The organism is Bradyrhizobium aeschynomenes, assembly GCF_013178945.1.
Classification (GTDB): Bacteria; Pseudomonadota; Alphaproteobacteria; order Rhizobiales; family Xanthobacteraceae; genus Bradyrhizobium; species Bradyrhizobium aeschynomenes.
This window is the reverse complement of sequence record NZ_JABFDM010000003.1, coordinates 612,687-637,661: the sequence shown is the minus strand read 5'-3', so window position 1 is coordinate 637,661 and position 24,975 is coordinate 612,687. Positions and strand designations below refer to the sequence as shown.

Genomic DNA, 24,975 nt, shown 5'->3' with positions numbered 1-24,975 from the left:
TCACCCCACTTCAGCTGCCAGAAATGCCCTGGTCCTCGCCTCGCGCGGCGCGCGCAGCACCTCGCCGGCCGGACCGCTCTCCACGATCACGCCCTGGTCCATGTAGACCACGCGGTCGGCGACCTCGCGCGCGAAGCCGAGCTCATGGGTGACGACCAGCATGGTCATGCCGGAGGTCGCGAGCTGCTTCATCACGCCGAGCACCTCGCCGACCAATTCCGGATCGAGCGCCGAGGTCGGCTCGTCGAACAGCACCAGCCGCGGCGTCATCGCGAGCGCGCGTGCGATCGCGACGCGCTGCTGCTGGCCGCCGGACAGTTGCGACGGATAGGAGCCGGCCTTGTCAGCCAGCCCGACGCGGCGAAGCAGCGCCATCGCCGCATCCCTGGCCTCGGCCGGCTTGCGCTTCTGCACCTGCACGGGGCCCTCGATGATGTTCTCCAGCGCCGTCATGTGCGGGAACAGATTGAAGCGCTGGAACACCATGCCGCAGGCGAGCCGCTGCCGCGCGATCTCGCGCTCGGACAGCCGATGCAGCCGGCCGTCCTGCTCGCGAAAGCCGAGCAGCTCGCCGTCGAGCCAGATGCCGCCGCTGTCGGCGCTGGTGAGCTGGTTGACGCAGCGGAGCAACGTGGTCTTGCCGGAGCCGGACTGCCCGATCAGGCAGACCACCTCGCCTTCGAACACGTCGAGCGAGACCTGCTTCAGCGCCTGGAACTCGCCGAAGTGCTTGCTGACCTGGCGGATCGCGACCAGCGGCTTCATCAGCGGCTCCGCGCGATGCCGCGCGCAAAGCGGCGTTCGAGCAGCATCTGCAACGGCGTGAGGATCGAGACCACGAGCAGATACCAGAGACCGGCGACGATCAAGAGCTCGATGACACGGGAGTTGGCGTAATAGATGTTCTCGGCCGAATGCAGCACTTCCGGATACTGGATCACGCTCGCGAGCGAGGTGGCCTTGACCAGGCCGATGAACTCGTTGCCGAGCGGCGGGATCACGACGCGCATGGCCTGCGGCAGAATGATCCGGCGCAGCGCCTGCAAGCGGCCCATGCCGATCGCCTGCGCCGCCTCGTACTGGCCGATGTCGACCGACAGCAGGCCGGCCCGCATCACCTCCGAGGTGTACGCACCCTGGTTGATGCCGAGCCCGAGCAGCGCCGCGAGGAACGGCGTCATCACGTCGACGGCGCGCGCGCTCCACAGGCCGGGGATGCCGATGGTCGGAAACACCAGCGCGAGATTGAACCACAGCAGCAATTGTAGGATCAGCGGCGTGCCGCGAAACAGCCACGTATATCCGGCGGCGACCGTGCGCAGCACCGGATTCGGCGACAGCCGCATGATCGCGACGACAACGCCGAGCGCGATGCCGAGCGTCATCGCAGCGACCGCCATGACCATGGTGTTGACGATGCCGCGCAGGATCACCGGCGCAGCGATGAAGCGCTCGACGAAGGACCATTCGATCTGCCCACGCGCAAAGGCGCGGCCGATCGCAAGGAGGATGACGACGATGATGGCGGCTGTCAGCCAACGCCCCCAATGCGCCTGCCGCGCGATTCTGTGGCCGGAGAGATCCGGAAAACCGTCGGCGAGCGCTTCGCTGCGGCTCATTGCGGCGCCGCGTTCAGCATCGGCTCGCGCACCGCATTGGCGCCGAGGCCCCATTTGTCGAGGATCGCCTTGTAGCTGCCGTCAGCGATCATCGCCTTGAGCTGATCGGTGACAACCTCGCGCAATCCCGAATCATCCTTGCGGAACATGATGCCTTGATAGCCGAACGCAATGGGCTCCCCGATGATGCGATACTTGCCGGCCTCCTGCGATTGCGCATAGGGCAAGGTCTCGCTGCCCTGCACCGCGGCGTCGATGCGGCCCTGCTTCAGCTGATTGCGGACGTCGATCGAGTTCTCCCCCGGCACATATTGCGCGGCGGGCTTTCCGGCAGCCTCGCAATTGGCCTTGCTCCACTTCTCGATCTCCTGCGGGAAGCTGGTCGAGCGGGTCGTACCGATCTTCCTGCCGCAGAGATCGATCGCGGACTTCGCATCGCTCTCGGCGAGCACGAAGAATTGCGGGCCGGTGACGAGGTAGTCCACGAAATCGGCCGTCTCGCGCCGCGATGCGCGGTCGGAGATGCCGGAGATGATGAAGTCGGCGCGCTTGGTCTGGAGAGAGGGGATCAGTTCGGCGAACGGCGTCTCGCTCCAGACGATCTTCACGCCCAGACGCTTCGCCAGCTCGTTGGCGAGATCGATGTCCAGCCCCTTCAGCTCGTTGGTAGCGGGGTCATGATATTCCATCGGAGCGTAGGTCGAGTTGACCGTGAGCTTGAGCGCCCCCGCCTGCTTGATGTCGGCAGGAAGCTCTGCCGCGCCGGCCGCGCCGAGCAGCGCGAAGGTGACGAAACCTGCGAACAACGATCGGCTCATCGTGCAAGACTCCTCCGGGCAAAATGGCTAATCGACGGCGACCGGCTCGACCACGCCGGCACGCTCGGTGATGAGCTTGTACTGATCGGGCCGGCGGTGCGCCGCGAAGTTGAACATCTTGTCCTTGCCCTGCCGGCACAGATCGAGATCGATGTCGGCGACGAGAACCTCGTCACCGAGCGTCTTGGCCTGCGCGACGATGCAGCCATTGGGATCGACGATGCAGGACCCGCCGATCAGGCCGCTGCCGTCCTCGTCGCCGGCCTTGGCGACCGCGATCGCCCAGGTCGCGTTCATGTAGGCGTTCGCCTGCGCCACCAGCGTGGAATGGAACGTGCGCAGGGAGGCATCCTCGGTGTTGCCGCCGTTCGGATCGTAGGCCGCGGAGTTGTAGCCGACGCAGACCAGCTCGACTCCCTGCATCCCCAGTACGCGCCAGGATTCCGGCCAGCGGCGGTCGTTGCAGATCATCATGCCCATGATCGCCCCGCCCCACTCGGAGCCGGCGCGCACCGCGGGAAAACCGAGATCGCCATAACCGAAATAGCGCTTCTCAAGCTGCTGGTACTTGGCGCCCTCGCGCGGCTCGACCGAGCCAGGCAGATGGACCTTGCGGTACTTGCTGATGACCTCGCCGTCGGGATCGACGAGGATGGAGCTGTTGAAGCGCCGGCCGTCGGGCGTCAGCTCGGCATAGCCGACATAGAAGCCGACACGAAGCACCCGCGCACGCTCGAACAGCGCCGCGACCGACGGATTCGGCATGCTGCGCTCGAAATACTGATCGAGTGCGTCGCCCTCCAGGATCCAGCGCGGAAAGAAGGTCGTGAAGGCAAGCTCGGGAAACACCACCAGCTTCGCGCCCTGGGCGGCGGCCTGCTCCAAGAGTTCTATCAGGCGGGACAGCGTGTGCGCCCGGCTGTCGGCGCGCGGGGTCGGCCCCATCTGGGCGGCGGCGGCGCGGAAGATACGGCTCAAGAGTGCCTCCGATCTGTGCGCCATGCCGAACGATCAGGCGAAGGGCCGCCTGTATGCGCGCACCGAAAGAAGGGATCATTTGGCGAAAGCGGCGCGGGATTTGCAATCCGCCGATGCGGCCGCACGCTATGATATTTTGGCCGAGACCATCACCCGGGCTTATAGGGCGTTCACATGAACCTGCGTCAGCTGGAAATCCTGCGGGCCGTCATCCGCCATCGCACCACCGTCGCCGCGGCCGAGGAGCTGGCGCTGTCACAGCCGGCGATCAGCAATGCGCTCAAGGCGATGGAGGCGCAGGCCGGCTTCACGCTGTTCGAGCGCGTCAACAACCGGTTGTTTCCGACACCGGAGGCGATGACCCTGTTTGAGGAGAGCGAAGCGATCTTCATGTTGCATGCGCGGCTGGAAAATCGCGTGCGCGACCTGCGCGAGCAGCGGACGGGTCATCTCTCGATCGTCGCCACGCCGCCGCTCGCCTACAGCATCATCCCTCCGACCTTGTCGGGCTTCCTGCGACGCAGGCCACAGACGCGGATGTTCTTCGACGTCCGGCGCTATGAGGGCGTCATCGAGGGCGTGCTCGGCAACGTCGCCGAACTCGGCTTCGCGCTCGGCCTGTCGGATCATCCCGGCATCGCTCATGAGATCGTGCACACCGGCGAGATGGTCTGCGTGATGCCGCCGGAGCATCCGCTTGCGGAGCGCGATGTGGTTTCCGCGCGGGATCTTGGCGGTTTTCCGCTCATCGGGCTGGAGCGCGGCACCCGCCTCGGCGAGGCCGTGCGCGAGAGCTTTCGGCAGCTCGATGCGGATTTCCAGCCGACCGTCGAGGTACGCTATTGCAACACGGCCTGCGTGCTCGCGGCGGCCGGCGTCGGTATCGCCGTGGTCGATCCGTTCTCACCACACCAGGGCGGCCACGATCTCGTGGTACGGCCATTTACGCCGAGCACGACCGTCTCGGCTTACGTGCTGTGGTCGGAGGCAAGGCCGCTGTCGAATCTGGCAAAGACGTTTCGCAGCGAGGTCAGAAATGCGAGCCGTCGTCTCGCGGATGGTCACGACGCAATGGGATTAGCAGCAAAACTGGAGGATACCACGCCCTCGCCGCTTGCAGGCGAGGGCATCGCCGACCCATCCACGACCCAGCATATCACGCGCGCGCCAGCTCGATATCGTGCGTCTGCTTCGTCTCGGCGTCGTACACCTTGATCTGCAACATCGGGAACCGACGCTTCAGATCATGTGCACCGTTATGCGCACCCTCCTTGGTCTTGAACTCCGTCTTGATCTGACCATCGACCACGACGGCATAACCGCTCAGCGGCAGGTCTTTGCCGGATTTGTCTTGAGCAGGCTTGTTGGAAACAGACTTCTCTTGGGCAGACTTGAGCATTGCGAGCCGACGTCGTTTCGTGAGTTGAGGGGGCGTCGAGTGCGCAGATGGCCGCGCCTCGAACGACCTCGATGTAAGGTGAGTCTGTCGCGATGAGCAAGCGAAGACGCGTTCTGCACAAGCAGGACGATTACGGTTCAACCTGATGGCGCACCGAGGGTCGGCGCCGACCTCGGGATGCTGGATAGGCGGCCGCGACAGGCTGGTATTCTCCAGCAACCGGCTCCCTGCTCGTCGCGCAATCGTCGTGGCCGCAGGGGCCGGTTGACCCTTCGTTTACCTCAGGATCGACCACGACATCGTGAGATTGATGCATGTCAACATTCTCGCTTCGAACACGCCGCCTACTGGCACGGCGTCCAAGCGAATCACTCGTTGCGGTTCCCTCGTTCGGCGTTCCGCCAACGATCCCTATGCATCGTCATGGAGAATCACATGAGCGAGATCGGCGTGACCGCACTCGACCATACCGTCCAGGAAACCAACATCTGGCTGAAGGCGATCGAGCAGAGGCTCGGGCTGGCGAGCCGCCAGCAGGCCTACAACGCGCTGCGAGCCGTGTTGCACGTGTTGCGCGACCGTCTGCCGCTGGCCACCGCTGCGAACTTCGGCGCCCAGCTGCCCCTGCTCATCCGCGGCATCTACTATGAAAGCTGGCAGCACGCGGCCACACCGACGAAAGACCGGCATCTGGAGGAATTCGTCGACGACATCTTCCGCCAGCTGCCGCCGCAGTTCCCGATCGATCCACTCAAGGCCGCGCGCGGCATCTTCGAAATCCTCTGGGAGAAGCTGGACCCGGGCGAGTTCGACAAGCTGATGGGGCACCTGCCGGTGCCGCTGCGAAACCTGCGCGAGCCGGCGACGTGAGGCGTGCGCCCGCTTCCCAAATTCAATGCGCCAGCTGCCGGTACAGCGCCGGCAGCGCCGCGGGCAGGCGACGGATATTGCCGACGATGGCGTAGCCGCCGCGGCCGAACAAGGTTGGAAAGTAGGATTGCGCTGAGCCATCGATGGTGACTCCGAACACCGCAACGCCTGCACGCCTGGACTCCTGCACGGCCTTGCGGGTGTCCTCGATCGCGAACCGTCCCTCATAGTGATCGACGTCGTTCGGCTTGCCGTCGGTCAGCACCAGCAAGAGGCGCTTGCGCTCCGGACGCTCCGCAAGCTCGCCGGCCGCATGACGGACGGCCGTGCCGATGCGCGTGTAGTAGCCCGGCCTGAGCGCACCAATGCGTCGCTCGACCTGCCCGCTCATCGGCTCGCCGAACGCCTTCACGGTCTCCAGGCGAACCCAGGAATTGCGTCGCGACGTGAAGGTGAGAATGCTGTGGCTGTCGCCGCAGGCGGACAAGCCGTGCGCCAGCACCAGCAGCGCCTCCTTCTCGACGTCGAGGACGCGCACGCCGTCGACCCACGCGTCCGTCGACAGCGAGACATCGACCAGCAGGGTCACCGCTAGATCATGCGCGAGCGGACGCATCGCGAGGTGCACGCGATCGAGCCCGCCGTGACCGGCGTTGAGGTCGCTGCGCCGGCGGACCAGCGCGTCGATGTCGAGGTCGTGGCCGTCGGCCTGCGCGCGCATCACGTCGTGGCGTGGCCGCAGGGTCTCGAAGCGGCGCCGCACGCCGCGGATGCGACGGCGCATCGCGTCATCCGGAGCCCAGCTCTCCCCGGTCTCGGTGGCGACGCTCGTCACCACGCGGCAATGGTCGGGCAGATAAGCGCTGCTGCGATAATTCCATTCGGGGTAGAGCCGACCACTGTCGAGGCGCGCACTGTCGACCGCCTCGGGGGGCAGATCGAGATCGAACTTCAGCTTGCTCGCCGGCCTGCCCTTGCGCCTGCTGATCGCGAGATCGTCGAGATCATCGGCCGCCTTGCGGGCGTCGTCATCATCCGTGTCGTCAGAGGGCCGATCGACGTTCACCATCTCCGCCATGGCGAGAATCTTCTCGAAGCGGTTGAGGATGAACGGATCGCGCTGGGTTCTCTCGTCACGCTCGCGTTGCGCGAAGCGCTTGCGGCTGTCGGGCGCGGTTGCGTCCTGCGCCGGCGTCTCACTCTCCTCGTCATCACAGCCGGCGGCGATGGCGTCGCGGCTCCAGCAATCCCCCCACAAGGGGCATGGCAGCATCGGCCGGTAGCCAGGCGGCGCCGTGTCCGGGAGAGCGCCCTCGGCGGCGACGGCGGCCCACAACCCATTCCGGAGGGGCGCTCCAGCGCCCAGCAGCGCCATGACGACGGACTCGACCTGCTGCTCCAGCCGCGGCAGCGGCCGTCGCGGCCGAGCCGCGGCAAGCGCTTGGGCGAGTTGTGCATGAGGAGCGGTGAGCCCGGGAAAGCGCGCGAGCACCAGCGCCGTCGTCTCGCCGGCACGCCGCAGCGTCAGGAGATCCCGGCGCAGCGGATCCGCCTCCGCGACCGGCTCGACCGACATGGTCGCAAACCACGCGGCAAGCCATCGGTAGAGCTGCGCGTTGAGCGCGCGATCCGGCAACAGCGCGATGGTCTCGGGAAGGAACAATGTGGCACCATCGCGCCCGGCTTGGTCGAGGCATTCGTCTCCGAGCCCGATGCGCTGGCGCCAGCCGAGCCGGTGGCCCGACTTGCGCGCCTTGCTACTCGCGATCTGCACACAGGTCTCGCCACCGAGCGCACGGAACATCACGGCAATGCGCCCGCTGATCTCGGTCATGGCGACGGCATGATCCGGATGGACCGGGTAGCTCGACGTCGTGCCGACCAGGCGATGCCAGGCGCGGCCAACGGTCTCCTCCAGTTCCAGGAAGTCGAGCATGGCTCACCCGATCACGATGTGCGCGACCTCGCGCAACGCGTCCTTGACGTCGGCATCGTCGGTGAGCGGCTCGATCATGGCGGCGAGCACGGCATCGGCGACCGGCGTGCCGGCCGCAACCAGCGTCGCGCAATAGACCAGGAGCCGTGTCGAGACCCCCTCCTCGAGGTCGTGGCCCTGCAGCGCGCGCAGGCGATGCGCCAGCCCCACCAGCGGCCGCACCCGCTCGGGCGACAGCCCGCTCTCGGCCGCGACCACCGCGATCTCCTGCTCGACCGGCAGGAAGCCGAACTCGATGGCGATGAAGCGCTGACGTGTCGATGGCTTCAGCGCCTTGTGCAGCGACTGGTAGCCGGGGTTGTAGGACACGACCAGCATGAAGTCGTCGGGCGCGACCAGTTCCTCTCCGGTGCGCTCCAGCGGCAGAATGCGCCGGTCGTCCGTGAGAGGATGCAGCACGACGGTCACGTCCTTGCGTGCCTCGACCACTTCATCGAGATAGCAGATGCCGCCGTCACGCACCGCGCGGGTCAGCGGACCGTCGGTCCATATGGTGTCGCCGCCCTTGAGCAGATAGCGCCCGGTGAGATCGGCGGCGGTGAGATCGTCGTGACAGGCGACCGTGTGCAGCGGCAGGCCGAGTCGCGCTGCCATGTGCGCCACGAAGCGGGTCTTGCCGCAGCCGGTCGGACCTTTCAGCAGCACCGGCAGGCGATGCCGAAAGGCATGCTCGAACAACGCGCACTCGTTGGCGGTCGGCGTGTACGGCGGAAACGAGGAAACGGTGTCGATCGCGTGCAGCGCGGCGGCTTTCATGATCTCTCTCCAAAATCGGGGAATGCAGGCGGCGACCGCCGGGCCGCCGCCTGCCGGCATTCACTCCGCGGGCTGCAGGGCGCCGGGGATCACGGCCTGCTTCGCGCGGCCGGGCACCAGCACGGCCCAGACGAACATCAGCGCCGAGATCGCAACGAACACACCGGAGCCGAGCCGCACCCAGTAGAACATCGCGAGCTGGTCTTGAACGTCCATGTAGCTCTGGCCGAGCACGCGCTGCAGGTGCACCTGAAGGACCCCCGCGAAGGTCAGCGCGAAGGTCATCACCATCATCGCCGTGCACATGATCCAGAAGCTCGCCATCGAGAGCCACTGATTGTAGGGCGCGCGCTGGCGCAGCTGCGGCACCGCGTAAGCCATCACGGCGAGGTTCAGCATCACATAGGCGCCGAAGAAAGCGAGATGGCCGTGTGCGGCTGTCACCTGGGTGCCGTGGGTGTAGTAATTCACGCTCGACAGCGTATGCAGGAAGCCCCACACGCCGGCACCGAGGAACGCCATCACCGAGCAGCCGACGGACCACAGCAGCGCGGCACGGTTCGGATGCTTGCGGCCGGCCTTCAAGGTCATCTGCACCGTGAAGATCACCATGGTGAAAAACGGCGCGACCTCCAGCGTCGAGAACAGCGAGCCGATCCACTGCCAGTAGCCGGGAGCGCCGATCCAGTAGAAGTGGTGGCCGGTGCCGAGGATGCCGGAGAACAGCGCGAGGCCGATGATCACGTAGAGCCACTTCTCGACCACCTCTCGGTCGATGCCATTGAGCTTGATCATCAGGAAGGCCAGGATGGAGGCCATGATCAGCTCCCAGACACCCTCGACCCAGAGATGGACGATGTACCACCAGTACATCTTGTCCACGGCGAGGTTGGCCGGATTGTAGAAGGCGAACAGGAAGAAGATCGCGACGCCCCACAGCCCGAACAGCAGGATGTTGGTCACCGTGGTCTTGCGGCCTTTGAGCGCCGTCATCGTGACGTTGAACAGGAACATCAGGCAGACCACGACGATGCCGACCTTGATGATGAAGGGTTGCTCGAGGAATTCGCGCCCTTCATGATAGTGGAAGAGATAGCCGACCACGGCCGCGCCTGCCGCACCAAAGAACATCCAGAACTGGACCTTGGCGAGCAGCGGGCTGTAGAGCTCGGTCTCGGTCTCCTCCGGGAGCAGAAAGTAGGTCGCGCCCATGAAGCCGATCAGCGACCACACGATCAGCGCGTTGGTGTGGATCATGCGGACGATGTTGAAGGGCAGCAGGACCGACAGCGTGTTCGGCAGCACATAGATCGTGCCGGCGAGCAGGCCGAAGATGACCTGGGCGAGGAAGAGCGTCAGCGCGCCGTAGAAATACAGCATCGCGACCTTCTGGGTCTCATATCTCATCGCGGATCTCTCTCATGACGGGGACGGGATGCCGGCTCAGCCGGCCTTGTTCGGCGGCCAGTCCTGGCGCTTGATGGTGTCGGTCCATTGCAGGAAGTCGGCGAGGTCGTTGAGCTCCTGGTCGGACAGATTGAACTGCGGCATCTGCCGCCGTCCCGGCGCGCCCGAGGGCTGCGACTGCATCCAGGATTTCAGCATCTCGCGGGCCGCGGCCGGATCCTGCCTGCCGCCCCAGCGGTCCCACACATTGCCGACCTCCGGCGCGAAATAGGCGCCCTCGCCGAGTAGCGTGTGGCAGTTGATGCAGGAGTTCTTCTCCCAGACATGCTTGCCGCGCGCGACGCCGTCCGAGAGCGTGGCGGCGTTGGTCGAGGTCGTGACCATGTAGTAGTGGCTGTGCGCGGTCAGCCCGAGGAAGATCGCAAAGAAGAAGGCCGAACCGCCGTAGAAGACGTTCCGTGCGGCCGACTTGGTCAGGCGTTCCGCCATGACACGTCCTTTCCGGTTGGTGAAGGTCGATGGTGAAAGCAATCTAACGACACTGCCGGGGCTCTCTTTGTCGCGGCGCAAGCAGCACGGCGATCGCCCGTCAGACCAGCGCGCGGAGCGCCACTGCGAGCCCGGCGAGCGCGACAAGACCCGCAAGCCACGATGTGAGCAGGCCACGCCACAATGCGGGCGCATGGCGCAGGCCGAGAAAATCCAGCACGATCACCCTGCCCTTGGCCAATGCCAGCGAGAGCACCAGCGCATCGGCGAGCCAGCGATTCGGCAGCAGCGAGGCCGCGAGCGTGGCGATGGCGAGGCTCAGCAGGTTGAGCCAAGCGAGCGTGAGGCGATCGCGGACCATGGCTCATCCCACCAGATAGAGGATCGGGAACATCACGATCCAGACCAGGTCGACCATGTGCCAGAACGCCGTCCCGGTCTCGACGCTGGTGGGCGCGGAATGACGACCGACGATTCCGAGGATGACCATCCCGAGCACGACGTGAAGCAGATGGAAGCCCGTGAGCAGAAAATAGAGCGTGAAGAACGGCGACGTCTCCAGGCCTGCGCCGGCGGCAATCTCCCTGCCATACTCGGTCAGCTTGACGGCAATGAAGGCCGCGCCGAGCAGGATCGCCAGCGCGATCCAGCGCCGTGCGACAGCGGGTGACGCGCCTCTGGCGGCGGCCGCCCCGCGCGCCGCAGCCCACCCGCTCGTGACCAGCACGACCGTGTTCAATGCCGCGAGAGGGCCGTCCAGCATGGCCTGCCCGGCTGCAAACACGACTGGATTGACCGTTCGCGCCACGACGAAGGCGCCGAGCAGCAGGCCGAAGGCAACAAGCTCGCTGAGGATCAGGACCCACATCATGGGGTCGCCCGGCAGCCCGTCGAGCAGGCCCCAGCGCTCCGTCGTTTCCGGTTCATATGCGAGTGCCGACACGGTCATCTCCGATCAGATGTCGGCGAAGCTAATCGGGGCAGCAGACATGCTCTTTGTCGGCGCACAAACAGCGCGGCGCCGGGACGCGCTACGGGATCGGCGCCATCAGGAGCACGTCCATGACCGAAGCGCAGTTCGGCCTCGTCACCGCCACCCCGATCATCATCGTGTTTGCAGCAGCGCTGCGGCGCATGGGCGTGTTGTCGACCACGGGGACCGTGTCCGCGATCGCGCTCTCCGTTGCGATTGCGGTTGTCCTGTTCACCACCCAATAACCTGGCCTGGAACCTTTGCCGGCCTCGGGCGTCAGATCGTCCGGAGGTGCCGCATGGACGACAACCGGTTCGCAGAGCTGCTCGGCAACGCCGCCATCGGCGTCTGGGGCGACATGCCGCGCGACATCCAGGAAGCGCTGTTCGAGACGGCGATGCGCGGTCACGACGATCTGAGGCACGAACTCGCCAAGCTGCTTCACGACCGGCATCCGCGGACACAGCATCCGCCGCATCCGGCTTGAGCGGTCTCAGTCGCGATGATCATCAGCCCCGAACTGTGATGGCTCGTCGTATCCCTTGCGGCTGCTGTAGAACAACAGAACCATCAGCCCGATCCCCACGATGAGCGAAAACACCACGCCGAGCGTGAGTGCGATCCAGCCCTCGGTCGGCATCGGATCGCCGGGCAGGGTCATTCCCTGATAGGCGAATACGCTGGCGGCTGCGAGAATCAGTAGCAATGCGACGATAATGGCGATCGGTCCTGCACGCATGGCGGTCGACTCCTGTCACGAGAACAGGAAGCGACCACGATCGTTCCTGGACGGTTGCGGTAACGGCGCACAGCGGCAGTTCCGAAATGTGGGAACGCCGCGCCCCGGCGTCGTCACGCTGCGCTGCCGAAAGCATCGCGCTGCATCCAATCGCAGCATCATCTGCTCATGGGATGACGCGCTCGTCCGCGCGTTGGCGCGTGCCGCATGGCTGCTCTCGCGGTGGATCGCTAGGCGTCCGGGAACTTAGCTGATAACCATACCTGCTTCGTATCGGCTAAAGAGGACAAGACCGGAGATGGACAACCGCAGCGAGATCTGGCGCGGCGTCGACGCGATCAAGACCCGTTTCATTGAGCTCAGCGACCGGGTGTGGAGCATGCCCGAGGTCTGCTACACCGAGGCCCGCTCGTCTGCCGAACATCTCGCCGAGCTGAAGCACCAGGGTTTTCGCATCACCGAAAAGGTGGCGGGCATTCCGACCGCGCTGATGGGCGAATGGGGCGAAGGCGGTCCGGTCATCGCCTTCATGGGCGAATACGACGCCCTGCCCGGGCTCAGCCAGGAGGCGGGAGTCGCCGAGCACCGTCCGGTCGAGACCGGAGGCCATGGGCACGGCTGCGGCCACAATCTGCTCGGCTCCGCCGCGCTGCTCGCGGCCACCGCGGTGAAGGACTGGCTGGCGGCCAACAAGGTTCCGGGCCGCGTCCGTTATTATGGCTGCCCCGCCGAGGAAGGTGGAGCGGCGAAGGCGTTCATGGTGCGCTCGGGCGCGTTCGAGGATGCCGACATTGCCATCACCTGGCATCCGTCGAGCTTCTGGGAGGTGGTAATGACGCCATCGCTCGCCAATACGCGGGCGGACTTCATCTTCACCGGGCGCACCTCGCATGCGGCAGCCTCGCCGCATCTCGGCCGCAGCGCGCTCGACGCGGTGGAGCTGATGAATGTCGGCGTCAACTACATGCGCGAGCACATGCCGAGCGACGCTCGCGTGCACTACGCGCTGCTCGACACCGGCGGCATCGCTCCCAACGTCGTGCAGGCACATGCGCGCGTGCGCTATTCGATTCGCGCCCGTGACCTGCCCGGCATGAACGAGTTGGTCGGGCGCGTCCACAAGATCGCGCAGGGCGCGGCGATGATGACCGAGACCAAGGTCGAGATGAAGATCATCTCCGCGGTCTCCAACATCCTGCCGAACACGCCGCTCGAAGAGGCGCTGTACGAGGTCATGCAGGAGCTCGGGCCGCCGCATTTCGACGACAGCGACCGCGACTTCGCCGGGCAGATCCAGGCGACCTTGACCGACAAGGACATCGAGTCGGTCTATTACAGCATCGGCATGGAACCGGCCGACAAGCCGCTGGCCGACTTCCTCGTGCCGCTCAACACGAAGCGCAATCCGCAGATCGGCTCGACCGATGTCGGCGACGTCAGCTGGGTGGTGCCGACCGTGCAGGTGCATGCGCCGACGGTGGCGATCGGTACGCCGTTCCACACCTGGCAGGTGGTCGCGCAAGGCAAGACGCCGGCCGCCCACAAGGCGATGGTGCAGGCCGCCAAGGCGATGGCCGGGCTCGGCATCAAGGCGCTCAATGAGCCCGCTCTGATCGCCGCCGCCAAGGCCGATCTCACGAAGCGGACGACGCGCACGCCCTATGTCAGCCCGCTGCCTGCCGATGTCGAGCCGCCGCTGACGATGTCGGTGGCCTGAAGCCAGAACTGGGGGGAATAGCATGGCAAAGACAGCAAAGAAGCCGGCGGCGAAGACCGTCCGGCCGGCGCCGAAACGCGCGGCCGCGCGCGCCGCGACCAAGACGAAGCCTGCGGCCAAGGCCAAGACCACAACCAAGGCCAAGACACCACCCAAGCCGCCGGCGAAGGCCGCCGCGCCGAAGCCGCGGCTGCCGAAGGGGCCGGTCTGGCAGTGGTCGGCGGTCGACACCGTCGCCGCGATCCGATCCGGGGCCGTCTCCTCGGTCGAGGTGACCGAGGCGCACATCGCGCGGATGCACGAGGTCAACCCGAGGCTCAATGCGGTCGTCGTGGATCTGTCGGAAGACGCCCTGAAGGCTGCGCGTGCGGCCGACAAGGCGCGCGACAAGAGCGGCCTGCTGCACGGCGTGCCGGTCACGATCAAGGAGAACGTCGACTACGAGGGGCGGCCAAATCCGAACGGCGTTCCGGCGCAGATGGGCATCATTGCGCCGTCGGATGCGCCGGTCGTGCGCAACCTCAAGAAGGCCGGCGCGATCGTGCTCGGCCTCACCAACACGCCGGAATTCTCGTTCCGCGGCTTCACCGACAATCCGCTGCATGGCCTGACGCTCAATCCGTGGGATCCAGAGATCACCTGCGGCGGCTCCTCGGGCGGCGCCGGAGCTGCGGTCGCCGCCGGCATCGGCACCATCGCGCATGGCAACGACATCGGTGGCTCGCTACGCTGGCCGGCGCATTGCAACGGCGTGGTCACGATCAAGCCGACGCAGGGCCGCATCCCGGCCTACAACGAGAGCGCCGCGTCCGAGCGGCCGATGCTGTCGCATCTGATGTCGTCGCAGGGTCCGCTGGCGCGCAGCGTCGCCGATGTGAGACTGGCGCTCGACGTGATGAGCCGGCGCGATCCGCGCGATCCGTGGTGGGTGCCGGCCCCGCTCGAGGGCGAGAAGCCCAAGCGGCCGATCAAGGTCGCGCTCGCCAAGATCCCTGATGACATGGACGTCGATCCGTCGGTGCAGGCCGCGCTCCGGCAGGCCGCGGATCATCTGGAGCGGTCCGGCTACCGGGTCAGCGAGGTCGAGGTCCCCGACATCTCTGGTGTCTGGCAGACCTGGTGCGACGTCATCACCACCGAGGTGGTGGTGATGCAGGAAGCCAAGATGCTTGCCGTCACCTCGGAGGACTTCCACAAGGCGTGGGGCGGAATGCGGGCCAAGGCCGAGATCCTCGACCTCGCAGGATGGATGAATGCGACGGCGCAACGCTCGACTCATATCCGGGCCTGGCAGATGTTCTTCGAGGATTATCCGGTGGTCCTGGCACCGACCACGGTGAAGCCGACGCCCGGTCCGCGCGACGACACCGTCAGCCCGGAGCGCGTGCGCGAGATCTTCTTCAACGAGATCCGCTTCATCTCGGCGATCAACGTGCTCGGTCTGCCCGGCGCAGTGGTGCCGGTCACGGTCGACAATGGCCAGCCGATCGGCGTGCAGCTGATCGCCGGCCGCTATCGCGAGGACCTCGCCCTCGATGCCGCTGCGGCAATCGAGAAGCGCGCGGGCATGCTGGTGCGGCAGCTCTGGGACCGGATGGCCTAGTCCTGCCAAGGGCCCGGGGATCGTGATCCCCGGGCCGGTCGTGTTTGCGACACGGCGCCCGCATCCATTGTCGAAACCCGAACATTGACGCGCATCGCGCCGGCACGAGGCAGCCCTCGTGTTGACGGGAACCGGCCGAGCTGTCTATTCTGATATATACGAATGGATATAGCATGGCATCGGATCCGCCCGGTGCGACGGAACGGGACTTGCAATTCACCGACACGACCCCGGTTCGGTGAATACAAAGGGACAATTGTGATGAGATCGATGCGCTTCGCTACCGCCGCCCTCTGCGCCGTCGTTGCCCTCTTGACCGGCGCGAACGCCTTTGCCGGCAGCGCCAACATCGCCGTCGCCGCCAATTTCACCGAGCCGGCCAAGGAGATCGCGGGCCTGTTCAAGGCCAAGACGGGCCACGAGCTGGTGCTGAGCTTCGGCTCGTCCGGGCAGTTCTACACCCAGATCAAGGAGAACGCGCCGTTCGCGATCCTGCTCTCCGCCGACGACGAACGGCCGAAGAAGCTTGTCGACGAGGGCCTCGGCGTCGCCGAGAGCCGCTTCACCTATGCGATCGGCAAGCTCGTGCTGTGGAGCAAGGACCCGAACGCGGTGAAAGGCGAGGAAACGCTGAAGGCGAACGCGTTCAACAAGCTGTCGATCGCCAATCCCACGGCCGCGCCCTATGGCGCCGCCGCGATCGAGACGCTGAAGGCGCTCAAGCTCTATGAGACGATCCAGCCCAAGATCGTCCAGGGCAACACGATCTCGCAGGCGTTCCAGTTCGTCGATACCGGCAATGCCGAGGTCGGCTTCGTCGCGCTGTCGCAGCTGATGCCGAATGCGGGCGGCTCGCGCTGGCTGGTGCCGCAGACCCTCTACAGCGAGATCCGTCAGGATGCCGTGCTGTTGAAGTCATCCGCCGGCAACGAGGCGGCGACCGCGTTCCTGACCTTTCTTAGGACTCCGGAAGCCCGTGCGGTCATCGAGAAGTTCGGCTATGCTCTGGATCCGAAATCCGGCAGCTGAGCCCTTATCGACGAACCTCCAGGAATGAACCTCCACGTCCCAGCCGACATCTGGCAACCGGTCAGCCTGACCCTCGAATTGGCGGCGATCACGACCGTCATTCTGATGATCTTGGGAACACCGATCGCATGGTGGCTGGCGCGGTCGCAGGCGTGGTGGAAGGAGGCGGTCGCAGCGCTGGTGGCGATTCCGCTGGTGCTTCCGCCGACCGTGCTCGGCTTCTACCTGCTGGTCGCGCTCGGCCCGAGCGGTCCGGGCGGGGCGCTCGCTTCCTTGTGGGGCGCGCGCACCCTGGCCTTCACTTTTCCGGGCCTCGTGATCGGCTCGGTGCTGTTCTCGATGCCGTTTGTCGTGCAGCCGATCCGCAACGCCTTCGAAGCGATGGGCGAGAAGCCCCTGGAAGCAGCCGCCACGCTGCGGGCGTCGCCATGGCGCGCGTTCTGGACGATCGCCGTCCCGCTGGCGAGCCCCGGCTTCCTCACCGGCGCGATCCTCGGCTTTGCCCACACCGTCGGCGAGTTCGGCGTCGTGCTGATGATCGGCGGCAACATTCCCGGCAGGACGAAGGTGCTGTCGGTCGCGATCTACGACTACGTCGAGACCTCGCAATGGACCGAAGCCTCGGTGCTGGCGCTCGGCATGGTCGTGTTCTCGTTCGGCGTCATTCTGACAATGATGCTGATCGAGAAGAAGATGACGCGACGCGCGTCATGAGCACCGTGAAGGTCGACTTCCACGGTACGCTCGGGCGCTTCGAGCTGAACGCACGGTTCGAGGTACCGGCGCGCGGCGTCACCGCAATCTTCGGCCCATCCGGCTGCGGCAAGACCGCCGTCATGCGCAGCATCGCCGGCCTCAACCGCCTGGACGGACGATGCTCGGTGGCCGGTGACGTCTGGCAGGACGAGAAGACCTTCCGCCCAGTGCACAAGCGCCCGATCGGCTACGTCTTTCAGGAAGCCAATCTGTTTCCGCACTTCTCCGTCCGCCGCAATCTGATGTACGGGCATCCCGGCCCGACCGGCCCCACCGCCATCGGCTTCGATGAGGTCGTGTCGCTGCTGGGCATTGCCAAGCTGCTGGAGCGCTCGCCGCGCCATCTGTCCGGCGGCGAGCGGCAGCGCGTGGCGATCGGCCGCGCTCTGCTCAGCCAGCCCAAGCTGCTGCTGATGGACGAGCCGCTGTCGGCGCTCGACCAGATGACCAAGGACGAGATCCTGCCCTATCTGGAGCGGCTCCACGCCGCGCTCGACCTGCCGATCCTCTACATCAGCCACGATATCGCCGAGGTCGAGCGACTCGCCGATCAGCTGGTGCTGATGCGCAACGGCAGCGTCCTGGCTTCGGGCCCGCTGTCCGTGCTCCAGGCCGACCTGACACTGCCGCTCGCGCTCTCGCGCGATGCTGCGGTGAGTCTCGATGCCACCGTTCTGAAGCACGACGCCATCGACGGCATGGTGACGCTTGCGGTGCCGGGCGGGCATTTCGTGCTGCCGGCCGAGCCGCTTGCATCCGGAACGCGCCGCCGCCTGCGCGTGCTGGCCGATGACGTCAGCCTCGCCGTGGAAACGCCGAGCCGCAGCACCATCGTCAACGTGCTGCGCGCGAAGATCCTGGAAATCCGCAGCCAGTCGGACCACCGCGTCACCGCCCTGCTCGGCCTCGGCGAGGACGGCCAGGGTGCGCGGTTGCTGTCGCGGGTCACCCAACGCTCGTGGAACGAGCTCGGCCTGCGGGCGGGGCTTGCCGTCTACGCCCAGGTCAAGGGCGTCGCACTGGTTCGGCGCGAAGAGCCCGTCGCCTGATCGGCACACGCCACCACCCTCCGCACCATCGTGCCGTGTTGTATAAGCGACAATACAGCATTCAATGTTATATCCTAAACAATATAGCTAAGAAGCAGACGAGCCGATGCCCGTTTGCTTTTCCTCAATGCAATGAACAAGTTGATCGGCGCATGACAATCTGGCCCGCGGCTTGCTCATTCGATCTCGCAACACGAGGTCATCCGCATGAAAGCCGCCGCCGTCACCTGGCATCCGAACGCGCCCAAGCCGCTCGCGCTGGTGCTGGGCACCAACGAGATCGCCTCGGCGATCGCGGCAAAGCTCAGCCAGGTACGCTTCGCGCTCGTTCTCTGCCATGACGCCTTTCCGCCGGTGATCCGACGCGGAATGGCGTTTCACGACGTCCTCTACGGTGAGGCGTGCGACATCGACGGCGTGATCGGCTGCCGGGCCGAGGGCATCGCGGACGTCGTGCGCATTCATCGCGAGCCCGACCAGGTCGCCGTCACCGGGATGCATCTCACCGACATCATCGCGTTCCGCTATCCCGCGGTCATCGTCGACGCGCGGATGCAGAAGCATCTGGCCACGCCCGATCTGCGCGGCGTCGCCGGCATCGCGGTCGGCATCGGGCCACGCTTTGCGGTCGGGCACAATTGCGACATCGCGATCGAGACGCATCCTTGCGAGACAGGCGCGATCGTGGCGCGCGGCACCACGCGCGACGCGGACGGCAAGGCGCGCGCGCTCGGCGGCGCCGGCCGCGAGCGCTTCGTCTATTCCGACCAGGACGCCGTCTGGCATACGCCGCTCGACATCGGCACCCGCGTCTACAAGGGACTGCAGCTCGGCTCGCTCGGCGGCGCGCCGGTGCTGGCGCCGCTCGATGGCGCGCTGCGCGGCATCGCGCGCGACGGTTTGCGCGTGCCGGCCAACGTCAAGCTGCTGGAGATCGATCCACGCGGCCGCCACGCCGCCTGGACCGGCATGGACGACCGCGGGCGGTCGATCGCAGCGAGCGTCGTCTCAGCCGTCCACGAGATCATGCAAACCGGTCGGAAAGCGGGCCGCGTCTCCGCCAATGTGTGAGGAGGACTGCCATGGATGTCGCTGAGGTCGGGACGCGTCAGATCGTGGCGCTGCAGGGCGCCGCGTCCAGTGTGATCCAGGATCTGCTCGACGAGCTTGCCAAGCGGCTCGCAGGCATGGGGCTGCGCGTCTCCGGCGTGATCGAGAGCAGCGTCGACAAGACGAGGCCGTGCAAGGCCATGATGCTGCGCAGCCTCGACGATGGCAGCGTGTTCTCGATCTCGCAGGATCTCGGCCCGGGATCGCAGGCCTGCCACCTCGATCCGGAAGGCCTCGTGCTTGCCTGCGCCGCGGTCGAGCAATCGATCGCGCGCGGTACCGACGTCGTCATCCTCAGCAAGTTCGGCAAACAGGAAGCGGCGGGCAGCGGCCTCGCCGACGCATTCGGCTCGGCGATCTCCGCCGGACTTCCGGTCATCACCGCGGTTTCGCCGGCGATGATGGGTGAGTGGCAAAATTATACCGGCGGGTTGGCTGAGTACGTGCCAGCCGAAATCGCGCGGCGCGCCGCCTGGTTGACGGACTGGTCTCGTCGGGTCATGACATCGCGGGCATGCGTATGACATGATCAGAGTCATGTGACGCCAGATCGGACGGACATGAAGCGCGCAGCGCAGATCGAACTGATCATCACCTTCAGCAATGGCGGCAGCCTGTCGCCCGAGGATCTGCAGTTGATCGAGTTCATCCGCAAGGAGCGTTCGATCCTGGGCGCGGCGCGCGCAAGCGGCATCTCCTATCGCAAGTGCTGGCTGATGGTCGATGCGCTCAACCGCACCTTCGAAACGCCGGTGTTCGAGACTCATCCGGGACGGCGGGGCGGCGGGGCCGAGATCACGCCGTTCGGCGAGCGGCTGATCGCGCTGTATCGCTCGATGGAGCGACGCACCCGCACGGCCACCGCTGCGGCGCTCGCCGAGTTGCAGAAGGCTACGGATCCCCGCTATCAGAAGCGGGCCAGCGGCGCGGCCGAGGCAGCTCCGAAGGCCGAACCGCGCCGGGTCCGATCGCAACGCTCTTGATCATCGCCCAGGCCGACAAATCCGGCTCCAGCGCCAGCCGCTCGACGGACTCCAGCGTGACCAAGGCGTGCAGCTTCGTCGCACCGAGATCGAACGTGACGCGCACATAGGGCGGATCGAGCGGCAGGATCTCCTCGATCCGGCCGGGCAGCCGGTTGGTGATCGACACATCCATCGGCCGCGACAGCGCGATCGACACGTCGCGGGCCTCGATGGTCACGGACACGCCGGCGTCGACAGCGGCATCGACCATCGGCACGCGCAGCTCGCCGTCGGCGAAGAACAACGTCGACATGCCATATTGCGGATCATGCCGCAGCACCCGCGCCGGAACGGTGGTGCTGAGCACGACGGCTGAGTCCGGCGAGGATGTGGACTGAGCGCTCATCGGCGTCAGCTCTCCGCGCTCACGGCCGGTCGTGGTCGTACAGCACGCGCACGCGGATGGTGCCTTCCACCGCGCGGAGCTCCGACAGCAGCTCCTCGCCCTCGCCGCCGACCACGTCGGTCTCGAGCACGACGTAGCCGACCTCCGGATCGGTCTGCAGATATTGCGCAAGGATGTTGATGTTGTGCCGCGCGACCGCCTCGTTGACCTGGCGCAGCACGCCGGGCACGTTGCGATGGACGTGAATGAAGCGCGTGCCCGTCGGGCGCGCCGGCAATTGCACCTGCGGAAAGTTCACGGCGCCGAAGGTCGAGCCGACGTCGGAATAATCGATCAGCTTGCGCGCGACCTCCCCGCCGATGCGGTCCTGCGCCTCCTCGGTGGAGCCGCCGACATGCGGGGTCAGGATCACGTTGGGCAGGCCCTGCAGCGGCGACACGAACGGATCGGCATTCGACGCCGGCTCGACCGGAAACACGTCCACCGCAGCGCCGGCGAGCTTGCCGTCACGCAGCGCGCTGGCCAGCGCCTCGATGTCGACCACCGTGCCGCGCGAATTGTTGATCAGATAAGCCCCGTCCTTCATGTGACGGATCTGGCGCTCACCGATCATGTTCGCCGTCGCCGGCGTCTCCGGCACGTGAAGCGAGACGACGTCGCTCATCGCCAGGAGCTCTTCGAGGCTCTCGACCGGCTCGGTGTTGCCATGCCGCAGCTTGTCGGTGAGATCGAAGAAGATCACCCGCATCCCCATGGTTTCGGCGAGATTCGACAGTTGCGACCCGATGTTGCCGTAGCCGACGATGCCGAGCGTCTTGCCGCGCACCTCGCGGCTGCCATTGGCCGACTTGTCCCACCCGCCGGCATGCGCCGACACCGAGCGCGGGAAGATCCGCCGCATCAGCATCACGACTTCGGCGATGGTCAGCTCGGCGACGCTGCGCGTGTTCGAATAGGGCGCGTTGAAGACGGGAATGCCGAGCCGCCGAGCCGCGTCGAGATCGACCTGATTGGTGCCGACCGAGAAGCAGCCGACGGCCATCAGCCGGTCCGCCGCCTGCAGCACTTCCTCGGTCAAATGCGTCCGTGAGCGAATGCCGAGCATGTGCACGCCGGACAGCATCCGCTTCAGCTCCGCCGAGCCGAGCGCCTTGGGCAGCCGTTCGACTTCCGTATAACCGTTCGCCTCGAACATGCGGACAGCCGAGTCGTTCACGCCCTCGAGGAGCAGAACACGGATCTTTTGCTTGGGCAGCGAGAGCGGCATGGGCCTGGCCTGAATCAATCGTGGGTGTGGCGTAGTGTAGCGGTTGTTACAGTCGCGACGCGTTGAAACTTGGTGAATGCGGCGCGGCAGGTTCGCTTTCTGTCGCTTTCTCAGAGCCTTGTCCACTCCGCAGCGGCATTTTCAGCGGCAATGCAAAATCAGCGCCTAGCATACCGGATTCACCCGGCCTCTTGCGCCGCAACAACCGCAGATCGTTGTTTTGTGTGCTGACAAACCCCGCGAGCAGAGCTAGCCTTTCCGGCAATCACAAAATCATCGGGAGGTCAGCATGTCAGACGGAATGGTCGAGGCACGCGCGCAGGAGGCGACTCACGGCGAAGCCCAGACGGTCGACGTCGCCGTCGTCGGCGCTGGATTTGCGGGGTTGTATCTGCTGCATCGGCTGCGCAAGGCGGGCTTCTCGACCGTAGCGTTGGACACGGCCAACGATGTCGGCGGCACCTGGTACTGGAACCGCTATCCTGGCGCGCGCTGCGATATCCAGACCGTCGACTACAGCTACACCTTCGATCCCGAGCTCGAGACCGCCTGGCAGTGGTCGGAGAAATACGCCACCCAGCCGGAGATCCTGCGCTATCTCGGCTTCGTGGCCGATCGCTATGATCTCCGTCGCGACATCCGCTTCGGCACCCGCGTCCTCGGCGCCTCGTGGGATGAGGCCAGGGAGCGCTGGCTGCTCACCACCGACAACGGCCCTGCCGTCTCCTGCCGCCATTACATCATGGCGACCGGCTGCCTGTCGCAGCCGAAGCCGCCGGAGATCGACGGCGTGCACGACTTCAGGGGCGAGATCTACTTCACCAGCCGCTGGCCGCATGACGGCGTCGACCTCCGCGGCAAGCGCGTTGCGGTAATCGGCACCGGCTCGTCCGGCATCCAGTCGATCCCGATCATTGCCGAGCAGGCCTCGCAGCTGACGGTGTTCCAGCGCACCCCGAACTTCGCGCTTCCGGCTCACAACGGGCCGTTGCCGGCGGACCGCGCCGCCCAGCTGGCGAAGGATCGCAACGGCCTGCGCGAGCAGGCGCGCTGGTCGCTCACCGGCGTGCCGATCCCCCCGGCCACCGAGTTCAGCTGGGCGATGAGCGAGGCCGAGCGCCGCGAGCGCTTCGAGAAGCTGTGGGCCTCCGGCGATCTCGTCGGCATGCTGACCCAGCTGTGGGCCGACCAGGGTGTGGATGCCGACGGCAACGCGCTGCTCGCTGATCTCATCCGCGAGAAGATCCGCGAGATCGTCAAGGATCCCGAGACGGCCGAGGCGCTCACGCCGCATGACCATCCGTTCGGCGCGAAGCGTCCATGTCTCGACACCAACTACTACGCGACGTTCAACCGTCCGAACGTCACCCTGGTCAACCTGCGCAAAGAGCCGATCACCTCGATCACGGCCAACGGCATCACAACCGACAAGCGCAGCTTCGACATCGACGTCATCGTGTTTGCGACCGGCTTCGACGCCATGACCGGCGCGATCCGCGCCGTGCATCCGATCAAGGGGCGCGGCGGCAAGTCGCTCGACGACAGCTGGGCTGATGGCCCGGAGACCTATCTCGGCCTCACCGTCGCCGGCTTCCCCAATTTGTTCCTGATCACCGGCCCGGGCAGCCCGTCGGTGCTGTCGAACATGGCGGTATCGATCGAGCAGCATGTCGACTTCGTGGTCGATCGCCTCGCGGAAATGCGCGACTCGGGCTTCACGACCATCGAGCCGACCGAGACGGCGCAGGCCGGCTGGATGCGCCACATGGCGGATTGCTCGACGGTGACGCTGCACCGGCTCGCCAACACCTGGTACACGGGCGCCAACGTGCCGGGCAAGCCGCAGACCTTGATGCCTTACACCGGTGGCGTCGGCCCCTATCGCGGCATCTGCAACGAGATCGTCAGCCGCGGCATGCTCGGCTTCAGGCTGACCGGCCCGAACGGTGCGACCCAGTGCAACGATGGCGAGATCGTGAAGCTGCAGCCGGATGTCCGGCTGGTGCTGAACATGCTCGCCGAGATGAACCTCCCGCCGATCGAATCGATGGGCGCGACGGGAGCCCGCGAATTCGTGACGCAGTTCAATGTGGCAAGGCCGCCCGGACGTCCCGTCGGCGAGGTGAAGGACGGCACGCTGGAAGGCACCGAGGGCCCCCTCGCCTACCGGCTGTATCGTCCGGCGACCCCCGGGCCACATCCGATCGTCGTTTACTTCCACGGCGGCGGCTGGGTGCTCGGCGACGAGCAGTCGGATGATCCGTTCTGCCGCGACATGTGCCGCCGCTCCAACATGATCTTCGTCAGCGTCGGCTATCGCCATGCGCCGGAGCATCGCTTTCCTGCTGCAGCCGAGGACGGCTACGCGGCGACGCGCTGGATCGCCGAGCATGCTGCGGAGCTCGGCGGCCGCGATGGCCCGGTGCTGGTCGCCGGCTGGAGCGCTGGCGGCAATATCGCCGCCGTCACCTGCCAGCTGGCGCGTGACCGCGGCGGTCCCGTCATCGGCGGCCAGCTTCTGGTGTGTCCCGTCACCGATTGCAGCTTCGATCGGCCGTCCTACACCGAGAATGCGGCCGGCTACTTCCTGACCCGCGGACTGATGTACTGGTTCTGGGACATTTACTGCTCGCCGGCCGACCGCACCGATCCGCGCGTCTCGCCTCTGCGTGGCAAGCTGCAGGGTCTGCCGCCGGCCTATATCGTCACCTGCGAATTCGATCCGCTGCGCGACGAGGGCGTCGCCTATGCGGAAGCGCTTGCGGCGGCCGGCGTGCCGGTCGGACAGCTCAAGGCCCGCGGCCATTTCCATTCGTCGCTCACGATGGTGGATGTCGTCATCACAGGCGTCGGGGGCCGCGTGCAGATGGCCGAAGCGCTACAGGCGTTCACGCAGTCGGGGGAAGAAAGCAGCGCGCCGGAGATCAACGCCGCGGCAAGCTGACCGGCGGCGGCCGCGGCCGATCGATAGGGGAACGGCCCGCAAATCTGCGGGCCGCGATGGTGAGATTGCGGCGGACGGACGCAGT

At 66.1% G+C, this 24,975-nt stretch carries 28 protein-coding genes; 14 read left to right on the top strand and 14 right to left on the bottom strand.

Annotated features, from left to right (window positions below; genetic code table 11):
* From HL666_RS11985 to HL666_RS11970, 4 genes are read right to left on the bottom strand one after another with little or no spacing between them, the layout of a single operon-like run.
* Nucleotides 1-768: an amino acid ABC transporter ATP-binding protein gene (locus HL666_RS11985; RefSeq protein WP_283814789.1), complete on the bottom strand. Its 768-nt coding sequence runs from the start codon at nucleotides 766-768 to the stop codon at nucleotides 1-3.
* Nucleotides 765-1,619 (bottom strand): amino acid ABC transporter permease, encoded by an 855-nt coding sequence (locus tag HL666_RS11980; protein ID WP_172181572.1) that lies wholly within the window; start codon nucleotides 1,617-1,619, stop codon nucleotides 765-767. Before HL666_RS11980 ends, HL666_RS11985 begins: the two co-directional genes overlap by 4 nt.
* A complete protein-coding gene (locus HL666_RS11975; RefSeq protein ID WP_172133478.1) occupies nucleotides 1,616-2,437 on the bottom strand; it encodes an ABC transporter substrate-binding protein in 822 nt (273 codons plus the stop codon). The genes HL666_RS11980 and HL666_RS11975 overlap by 4 nt, the downstream gene beginning before the upstream one ends.
* A gap of 27 nt (nucleotides 2,438-2,464) precedes the next feature.
* A complete protein-coding gene (locus tag HL666_RS11970; RefSeq protein WP_172181571.1) occupies nucleotides 2,465-3,439 on the bottom strand; it encodes an N-carbamoyl-D-amino-acid hydrolase in 975 nt (324 codons plus the stop codon).
* Between HL666_RS11970 and HL666_RS11965 the strand changes: the two genes are divergently transcribed.
* The gene (locus tag HL666_RS11965) at nucleotides 3,438-3,593 is read left to right on the top strand and encodes a hypothetical protein (RefSeq protein ID WP_172112225.1); all 156 of its coding nucleotides are present in this window, start codon (nucleotides 3,438-3,440) and stop codon (nucleotides 3,591-3,593) included. The genes HL666_RS11970 and HL666_RS11965 overlap by 2 nt on opposite strands.
* Nucleotides 3,590-4,630, top strand: a complete 1,041-nt coding sequence (locus HL666_RS11960; RefSeq protein WP_246741523.1) for a LysR family transcriptional regulator — start codon at nucleotides 3,590-3,592, stop codon at nucleotides 4,628-4,630. The genes HL666_RS11965 and HL666_RS11960 overlap by 4 nt, the downstream gene beginning before the upstream one ends.
* On the opposite strand, the gene HL666_RS11955 is transcribed toward HL666_RS11960, so the two are convergent.
* The gene (locus HL666_RS11955) at nucleotides 4,572-4,814 is read right to left on the bottom strand and encodes a hypothetical protein (RefSeq protein ID WP_172112226.1); all 243 of its coding nucleotides are present in this window, start codon (nucleotides 4,812-4,814) and stop codon (nucleotides 4,572-4,574) included. The genes HL666_RS11960 and HL666_RS11955 overlap by 59 nt on opposite strands.
* Before the next feature lie 435 nt (nucleotides 4,815-5,249).
* Here HL666_RS11955 and HL666_RS11950 point away from each other — a divergent pair, with 435 nt between their 5' ends.
* A complete protein-coding gene (locus HL666_RS11950; protein ID WP_172181569.1) occupies nucleotides 5,250-5,684 on the top strand; it encodes a DUF2267 domain-containing protein in 435 nt (144 codons plus the stop codon).
* Nucleotides 5,685-5,706: 22 nt separating this feature from the next.
* On the opposite strand, the gene HL666_RS11945 is transcribed toward HL666_RS11950, so the two are convergent.
* The 6 genes from HL666_RS11945 to HL666_RS11920 form a co-directional block, all read right to left on the bottom strand.
* Nucleotides 5,707-7,620: a nitric oxide reductase activation protein NorD gene (locus HL666_RS11945; protein WP_172181567.1), complete on the bottom strand. Its 1,914-nt coding sequence runs from the start codon at nucleotides 7,618-7,620 to the stop codon at nucleotides 5,707-5,709.
* Between the two features lie 3 nt (nucleotides 7,621-7,623).
* The gene (locus HL666_RS11940) at nucleotides 7,624-8,436 is read right to left on the bottom strand and encodes a CbbQ/NirQ/NorQ/GpvN family protein (protein WP_172181565.1); all 813 of its coding nucleotides are present in this window, start codon (nucleotides 8,434-8,436) and stop codon (nucleotides 7,624-7,626) included.
* Between the two features lie 60 nt (nucleotides 8,437-8,496).
* Nucleotides 8,497-9,843, bottom strand: coding sequence for a cbb3-type cytochrome c oxidase subunit I (locus tag HL666_RS11935; RefSeq protein WP_172181563.1), 1,347 nt, complete (start codon nucleotides 9,841-9,843; stop codon nucleotides 8,497-8,499).
* Nucleotides 9,844-9,879: 36 nt separating this feature from the next.
* A complete protein-coding gene (locus HL666_RS11930) occupies nucleotides 9,880-10,332 on the bottom strand; it encodes a c-type cytochrome (RefSeq protein WP_172181561.1) in 453 nt (150 codons plus the stop codon).
* A gap of 100 nt (nucleotides 10,333-10,432) precedes the next feature.
* Entirely contained in the window at nucleotides 10,433-10,693 is a 261-nt protein-coding gene (locus HL666_RS11925) for a cytochrome C oxidase subunit IV family protein (protein WP_172181559.1), read from the bottom strand.
* A 3-nt stretch (nucleotides 10,694-10,696) separates the two neighbouring features.
* Nucleotides 10,697-11,275 (bottom strand): cytochrome c oxidase subunit 3 family protein, encoded by a 579-nt coding sequence (locus HL666_RS11920; protein ID WP_172181557.1) that lies wholly within the window; start codon nucleotides 11,273-11,275, stop codon nucleotides 10,697-10,699.
* Nucleotides 11,276-11,394: 119 nt separating this feature from the next.
* Between HL666_RS11920 and HL666_RS11915 the strand changes: the two genes are divergently transcribed.
* Nucleotides 11,395-11,550, top strand: coding sequence for a hypothetical protein (locus HL666_RS11915; RefSeq protein ID WP_172112234.1), 156 nt, complete (start codon nucleotides 11,395-11,397; stop codon nucleotides 11,548-11,550).
* Between the two features lie 53 nt (nucleotides 11,551-11,603).
* On the top strand, nucleotides 11,604-11,792 hold the full coding sequence (locus HL666_RS11910) for a hypothetical protein (protein ID WP_172112235.1): 189 nt from the start codon (nucleotides 11,604-11,606) through the stop codon (nucleotides 11,790-11,792).
* 6 nt (nucleotides 11,793-11,798) lie between these two features.
* Here the strand turns inward: HL666_RS11910 and HL666_RS11905 are convergent, their stop codons facing one another.
* Entirely contained in the window at nucleotides 11,799-12,044 is a 246-nt protein-coding gene (locus HL666_RS11905) for a hypothetical protein (protein WP_172112236.1), read from the bottom strand.
* A gap of 298 nt (nucleotides 12,045-12,342) precedes the next feature.
* Here HL666_RS11905 and HL666_RS11900 point away from each other — a divergent pair, with 298 nt between their 5' ends.
* The 8 genes from HL666_RS11900 (at nucleotide 12,343) to HL666_RS11865 (ending at nucleotide 20,291) form a co-directional block, all read left to right on the top strand.
* Nucleotides 12,343-13,761 carry a M20 family metallopeptidase gene (locus tag HL666_RS11900; protein ID WP_172181555.1) on the top strand — a complete coding sequence of 473 codons (1,419 nt, stop codon included), beginning with the start codon at nucleotides 12,343-12,345 and terminating at the stop codon, nucleotides 13,759-13,761.
* Nucleotides 13,762-13,783: 22 nt separating this feature from the next.
* Entirely contained in the window at nucleotides 13,784-15,364 is a 1,581-nt protein-coding gene (locus HL666_RS11895; protein WP_172181553.1) for an amidase family protein, read from the top strand.
* A gap of 261 nt (nucleotides 15,365-15,625) precedes the next feature.
* Complete coding sequence (gene modA, locus HL666_RS11890; protein ID WP_172181551.1) at nucleotides 15,626-16,393, top strand: molybdate ABC transporter substrate-binding protein; 768 nt, start codon at nucleotides 15,626-15,628, stop codon at nucleotides 16,391-16,393.
* Between the two features lie 24 nt (nucleotides 16,394-16,417).
* Nucleotides 16,418-17,107 carry a molybdate ABC transporter permease subunit gene (gene modB, locus HL666_RS11885; RefSeq protein ID WP_172133467.1) on the top strand — a complete coding sequence of 230 codons (690 nt, stop codon included), beginning with the start codon at nucleotides 16,418-16,420 and terminating at the stop codon, nucleotides 17,105-17,107.
* Nucleotides 17,104-18,198 carry a molybdenum ABC transporter ATP-binding protein gene (modC, locus tag HL666_RS11880; RefSeq protein WP_172133466.1) on the top strand — a complete coding sequence of 365 codons (1,095 nt, stop codon included), beginning with the start codon at nucleotides 17,104-17,106 and terminating at the stop codon, nucleotides 18,196-18,198. The genes modB and modC overlap by 4 nt, the downstream gene beginning before the upstream one ends.
* A 207-nt stretch (nucleotides 18,199-18,405) precedes the next feature.
* Nucleotides 18,406-19,269, top strand: coding sequence for a xanthine dehydrogenase (locus HL666_RS11875; RefSeq protein ID WP_172133465.1), 864 nt, complete (start codon nucleotides 18,406-18,408; stop codon nucleotides 19,267-19,269).
* A gap of 11 nt (nucleotides 19,270-19,280) precedes the next feature.
* On the top strand, nucleotides 19,281-19,832 hold the full coding sequence (locus HL666_RS11870; protein ID WP_172181549.1) for a DUF2478 domain-containing protein: 552 nt from the start codon (nucleotides 19,281-19,283) through the stop codon (nucleotides 19,830-19,832).
* Between the two features lie 36 nt (nucleotides 19,833-19,868).
* Entirely contained in the window at nucleotides 19,869-20,291 is a 423-nt protein-coding gene (locus HL666_RS11865; protein WP_172181547.1) for a winged helix-turn-helix domain-containing protein, read from the top strand.
* On the opposite strand, the gene HL666_RS11860 is transcribed toward HL666_RS11865, so the two are convergent.
* Together HL666_RS11860 and serA are read right to left on the bottom strand one after the other, a co-directional pair.
* Nucleotides 20,200-20,679 carry a TOBE domain-containing protein gene (locus tag HL666_RS11860; protein WP_172181545.1) on the bottom strand — a complete coding sequence of 160 codons (480 nt, stop codon included), beginning with the start codon at nucleotides 20,677-20,679 and terminating at the stop codon, nucleotides 20,200-20,202. The genes HL666_RS11865 and HL666_RS11860 overlap by 92 nt on opposite strands.
* 19 nt (nucleotides 20,680-20,698) lie before the next feature.
* Entirely contained in the window at nucleotides 20,699-21,946 is a 1,248-nt protein-coding gene (gene serA / locus HL666_RS11855) for a phosphoglycerate dehydrogenase (protein ID WP_172112245.1), read from the bottom strand.
* A gap of 289 nt (nucleotides 21,947-22,235) precedes the next feature.
* Here serA and HL666_RS11850 point away from each other — a divergent pair, with 289 nt between their 5' ends.
* Nucleotides 22,236-24,890: a flavin-containing monooxygenase gene (locus tag HL666_RS11850; RefSeq protein ID WP_172181543.1), complete on the top strand. Its 2,655-nt coding sequence runs from the start codon at nucleotides 22,236-22,238 to the stop codon at nucleotides 24,888-24,890.
* Nucleotides 24,891-24,975 lie beyond the last annotated feature (85 nt).

What these genes read in the sequence shown, in the direction of transcription:
- modA (WP_172181551.1), top strand. Translation starts at nt 15,626, where the DNA reads ATGAGATCGATGCGCTTCGCTACCGCCGCCCTCTGCGCCGTCGTTGCC.
- modB (WP_172133467.1), top strand. Translation starts at nt 16,418, where the DNA reads ATGAACCTCCACGTCCCAGCCGACATCTGGCAACCGGTCAGCCTGACC.
- HL666_RS11955 (WP_172112226.1), bottom strand. Translation starts at nt 4,814, where the DNA reads ATGCTCAAGTCTGCCCAAGAGAAGTCTGTTTCCAACAAGCCTGCTCAA.
- HL666_RS11930 (WP_172181561.1), bottom strand. Translation starts at nt 10,332, where the DNA reads ATGGCGGAACGCCTGACCAAGTCGGCCGCACGGAACGTCTTCTACGGC.
- serA (WP_172112245.1), bottom strand. Translation starts at nt 21,946, where the DNA reads ATGCCGCTCTCGCTGCCCAAGCAAAAGATCCGTGTTCTGCTCCTCGAG.
- HL666_RS11850 (WP_172181543.1), top strand. Translation starts at nt 22,236, where the DNA reads ATGTCAGACGGAATGGTCGAGGCACGCGCGCAGGAGGCGACTCACGGC.
- HL666_RS11965 (WP_172112225.1), top strand. Translation starts at nt 3,438, where the DNA reads ATGCCGAACGATCAGGCGAAGGGCCGCCTGTATGCGCGCACCGAAAGA.
- HL666_RS11940 (WP_172181565.1), bottom strand. Translation starts at nt 8,436, where the DNA reads ATGAAAGCCGCCGCGCTGCACGCGATCGACACCGTTTCCTCGTTTCCG.
- HL666_RS11895 (WP_172181553.1), top strand. Translation starts at nt 13,784, where the DNA reads ATGGCAAAGACAGCAAAGAAGCCGGCGGCGAAGACCGTCCGGCCGGCG.
- HL666_RS11970 (WP_172181571.1), bottom strand. Translation starts at nt 3,439, where the DNA reads ATGGCGCACAGATCGGAGGCACTCTTGAGCCGTATCTTCCGCGCCGCC.
- HL666_RS11980 (WP_172181572.1), bottom strand. Translation starts at nt 1,619, where the DNA reads ATGAGCCGCAGCGAAGCGCTCGCCGACGGTTTTCCGGATCTCTCCGGC.
- HL666_RS11900 (WP_172181555.1), top strand. Translation starts at nt 12,343, where the DNA reads ATGGACAACCGCAGCGAGATCTGGCGCGGCGTCGACGCGATCAAGACC.
- HL666_RS11935 (WP_172181563.1), bottom strand. Translation starts at nt 9,843, where the DNA reads ATGAGATATGAGACCCAGAAGGTCGCGATGCTGTATTTCTACGGCGCG.
- HL666_RS11960 (WP_246741523.1), top strand. Translation starts at nt 3,590, where the DNA reads ATGAACCTGCGTCAGCTGGAAATCCTGCGGGCCGTCATCCGCCATCGC.
- modC (WP_172133466.1), top strand. Translation starts at nt 17,104, where the DNA reads ATGAGCACCGTGAAGGTCGACTTCCACGGTACGCTCGGGCGCTTCGAG.
- HL666_RS11945 (WP_172181567.1), bottom strand. Translation starts at nt 7,620, where the DNA reads ATGCTCGACTTCCTGGAACTGGAGGAGACCGTTGGCCGCGCCTGGCAT.
- HL666_RS11870 (WP_172181549.1), top strand. Translation starts at nt 19,281, where the DNA reads ATGGATGTCGCTGAGGTCGGGACGCGTCAGATCGTGGCGCTGCAGGGC.
- HL666_RS11860 (WP_172181545.1), bottom strand. Translation starts at nt 20,679, where the DNA reads ATGAGCGCTCAGTCCACATCCTCGCCGGACTCAGCCGTCGTGCTCAGC.
- HL666_RS11915 (WP_172112234.1), top strand. Translation starts at nt 11,395, where the DNA reads ATGACCGAAGCGCAGTTCGGCCTCGTCACCGCCACCCCGATCATCATC.
- HL666_RS11875 (WP_172133465.1), top strand. Translation starts at nt 18,406, where the DNA reads ATGAAAGCCGCCGCCGTCACCTGGCATCCGAACGCGCCCAAGCCGCTC.
- HL666_RS11910 (WP_172112235.1), top strand. Translation starts at nt 11,604, where the DNA reads ATGGACGACAACCGGTTCGCAGAGCTGCTCGGCAACGCCGCCATCGGC.
- HL666_RS11950 (WP_172181569.1), top strand. Translation starts at nt 5,250, where the DNA reads ATGAGCGAGATCGGCGTGACCGCACTCGACCATACCGTCCAGGAAACC.
- HL666_RS11905 (WP_172112236.1), bottom strand. Translation starts at nt 12,044, where the DNA reads ATGCGTGCAGGACCGATCGCCATTATCGTCGCATTGCTACTGATTCTC.
- HL666_RS11865 (WP_172181547.1), top strand. Translation starts at nt 19,869, where the DNA reads ATGAAGCGCGCAGCGCAGATCGAACTGATCATCACCTTCAGCAATGGC.
- HL666_RS11925 (WP_172181559.1), bottom strand. Translation starts at nt 10,693, where the DNA reads ATGGTCCGCGATCGCCTCACGCTCGCTTGGCTCAACCTGCTGAGCCTC.
- HL666_RS11975 (WP_172133478.1), bottom strand. Translation starts at nt 2,437, where the DNA reads ATGAGCCGATCGTTGTTCGCAGGTTTCGTCACCTTCGCGCTGCTCGGC.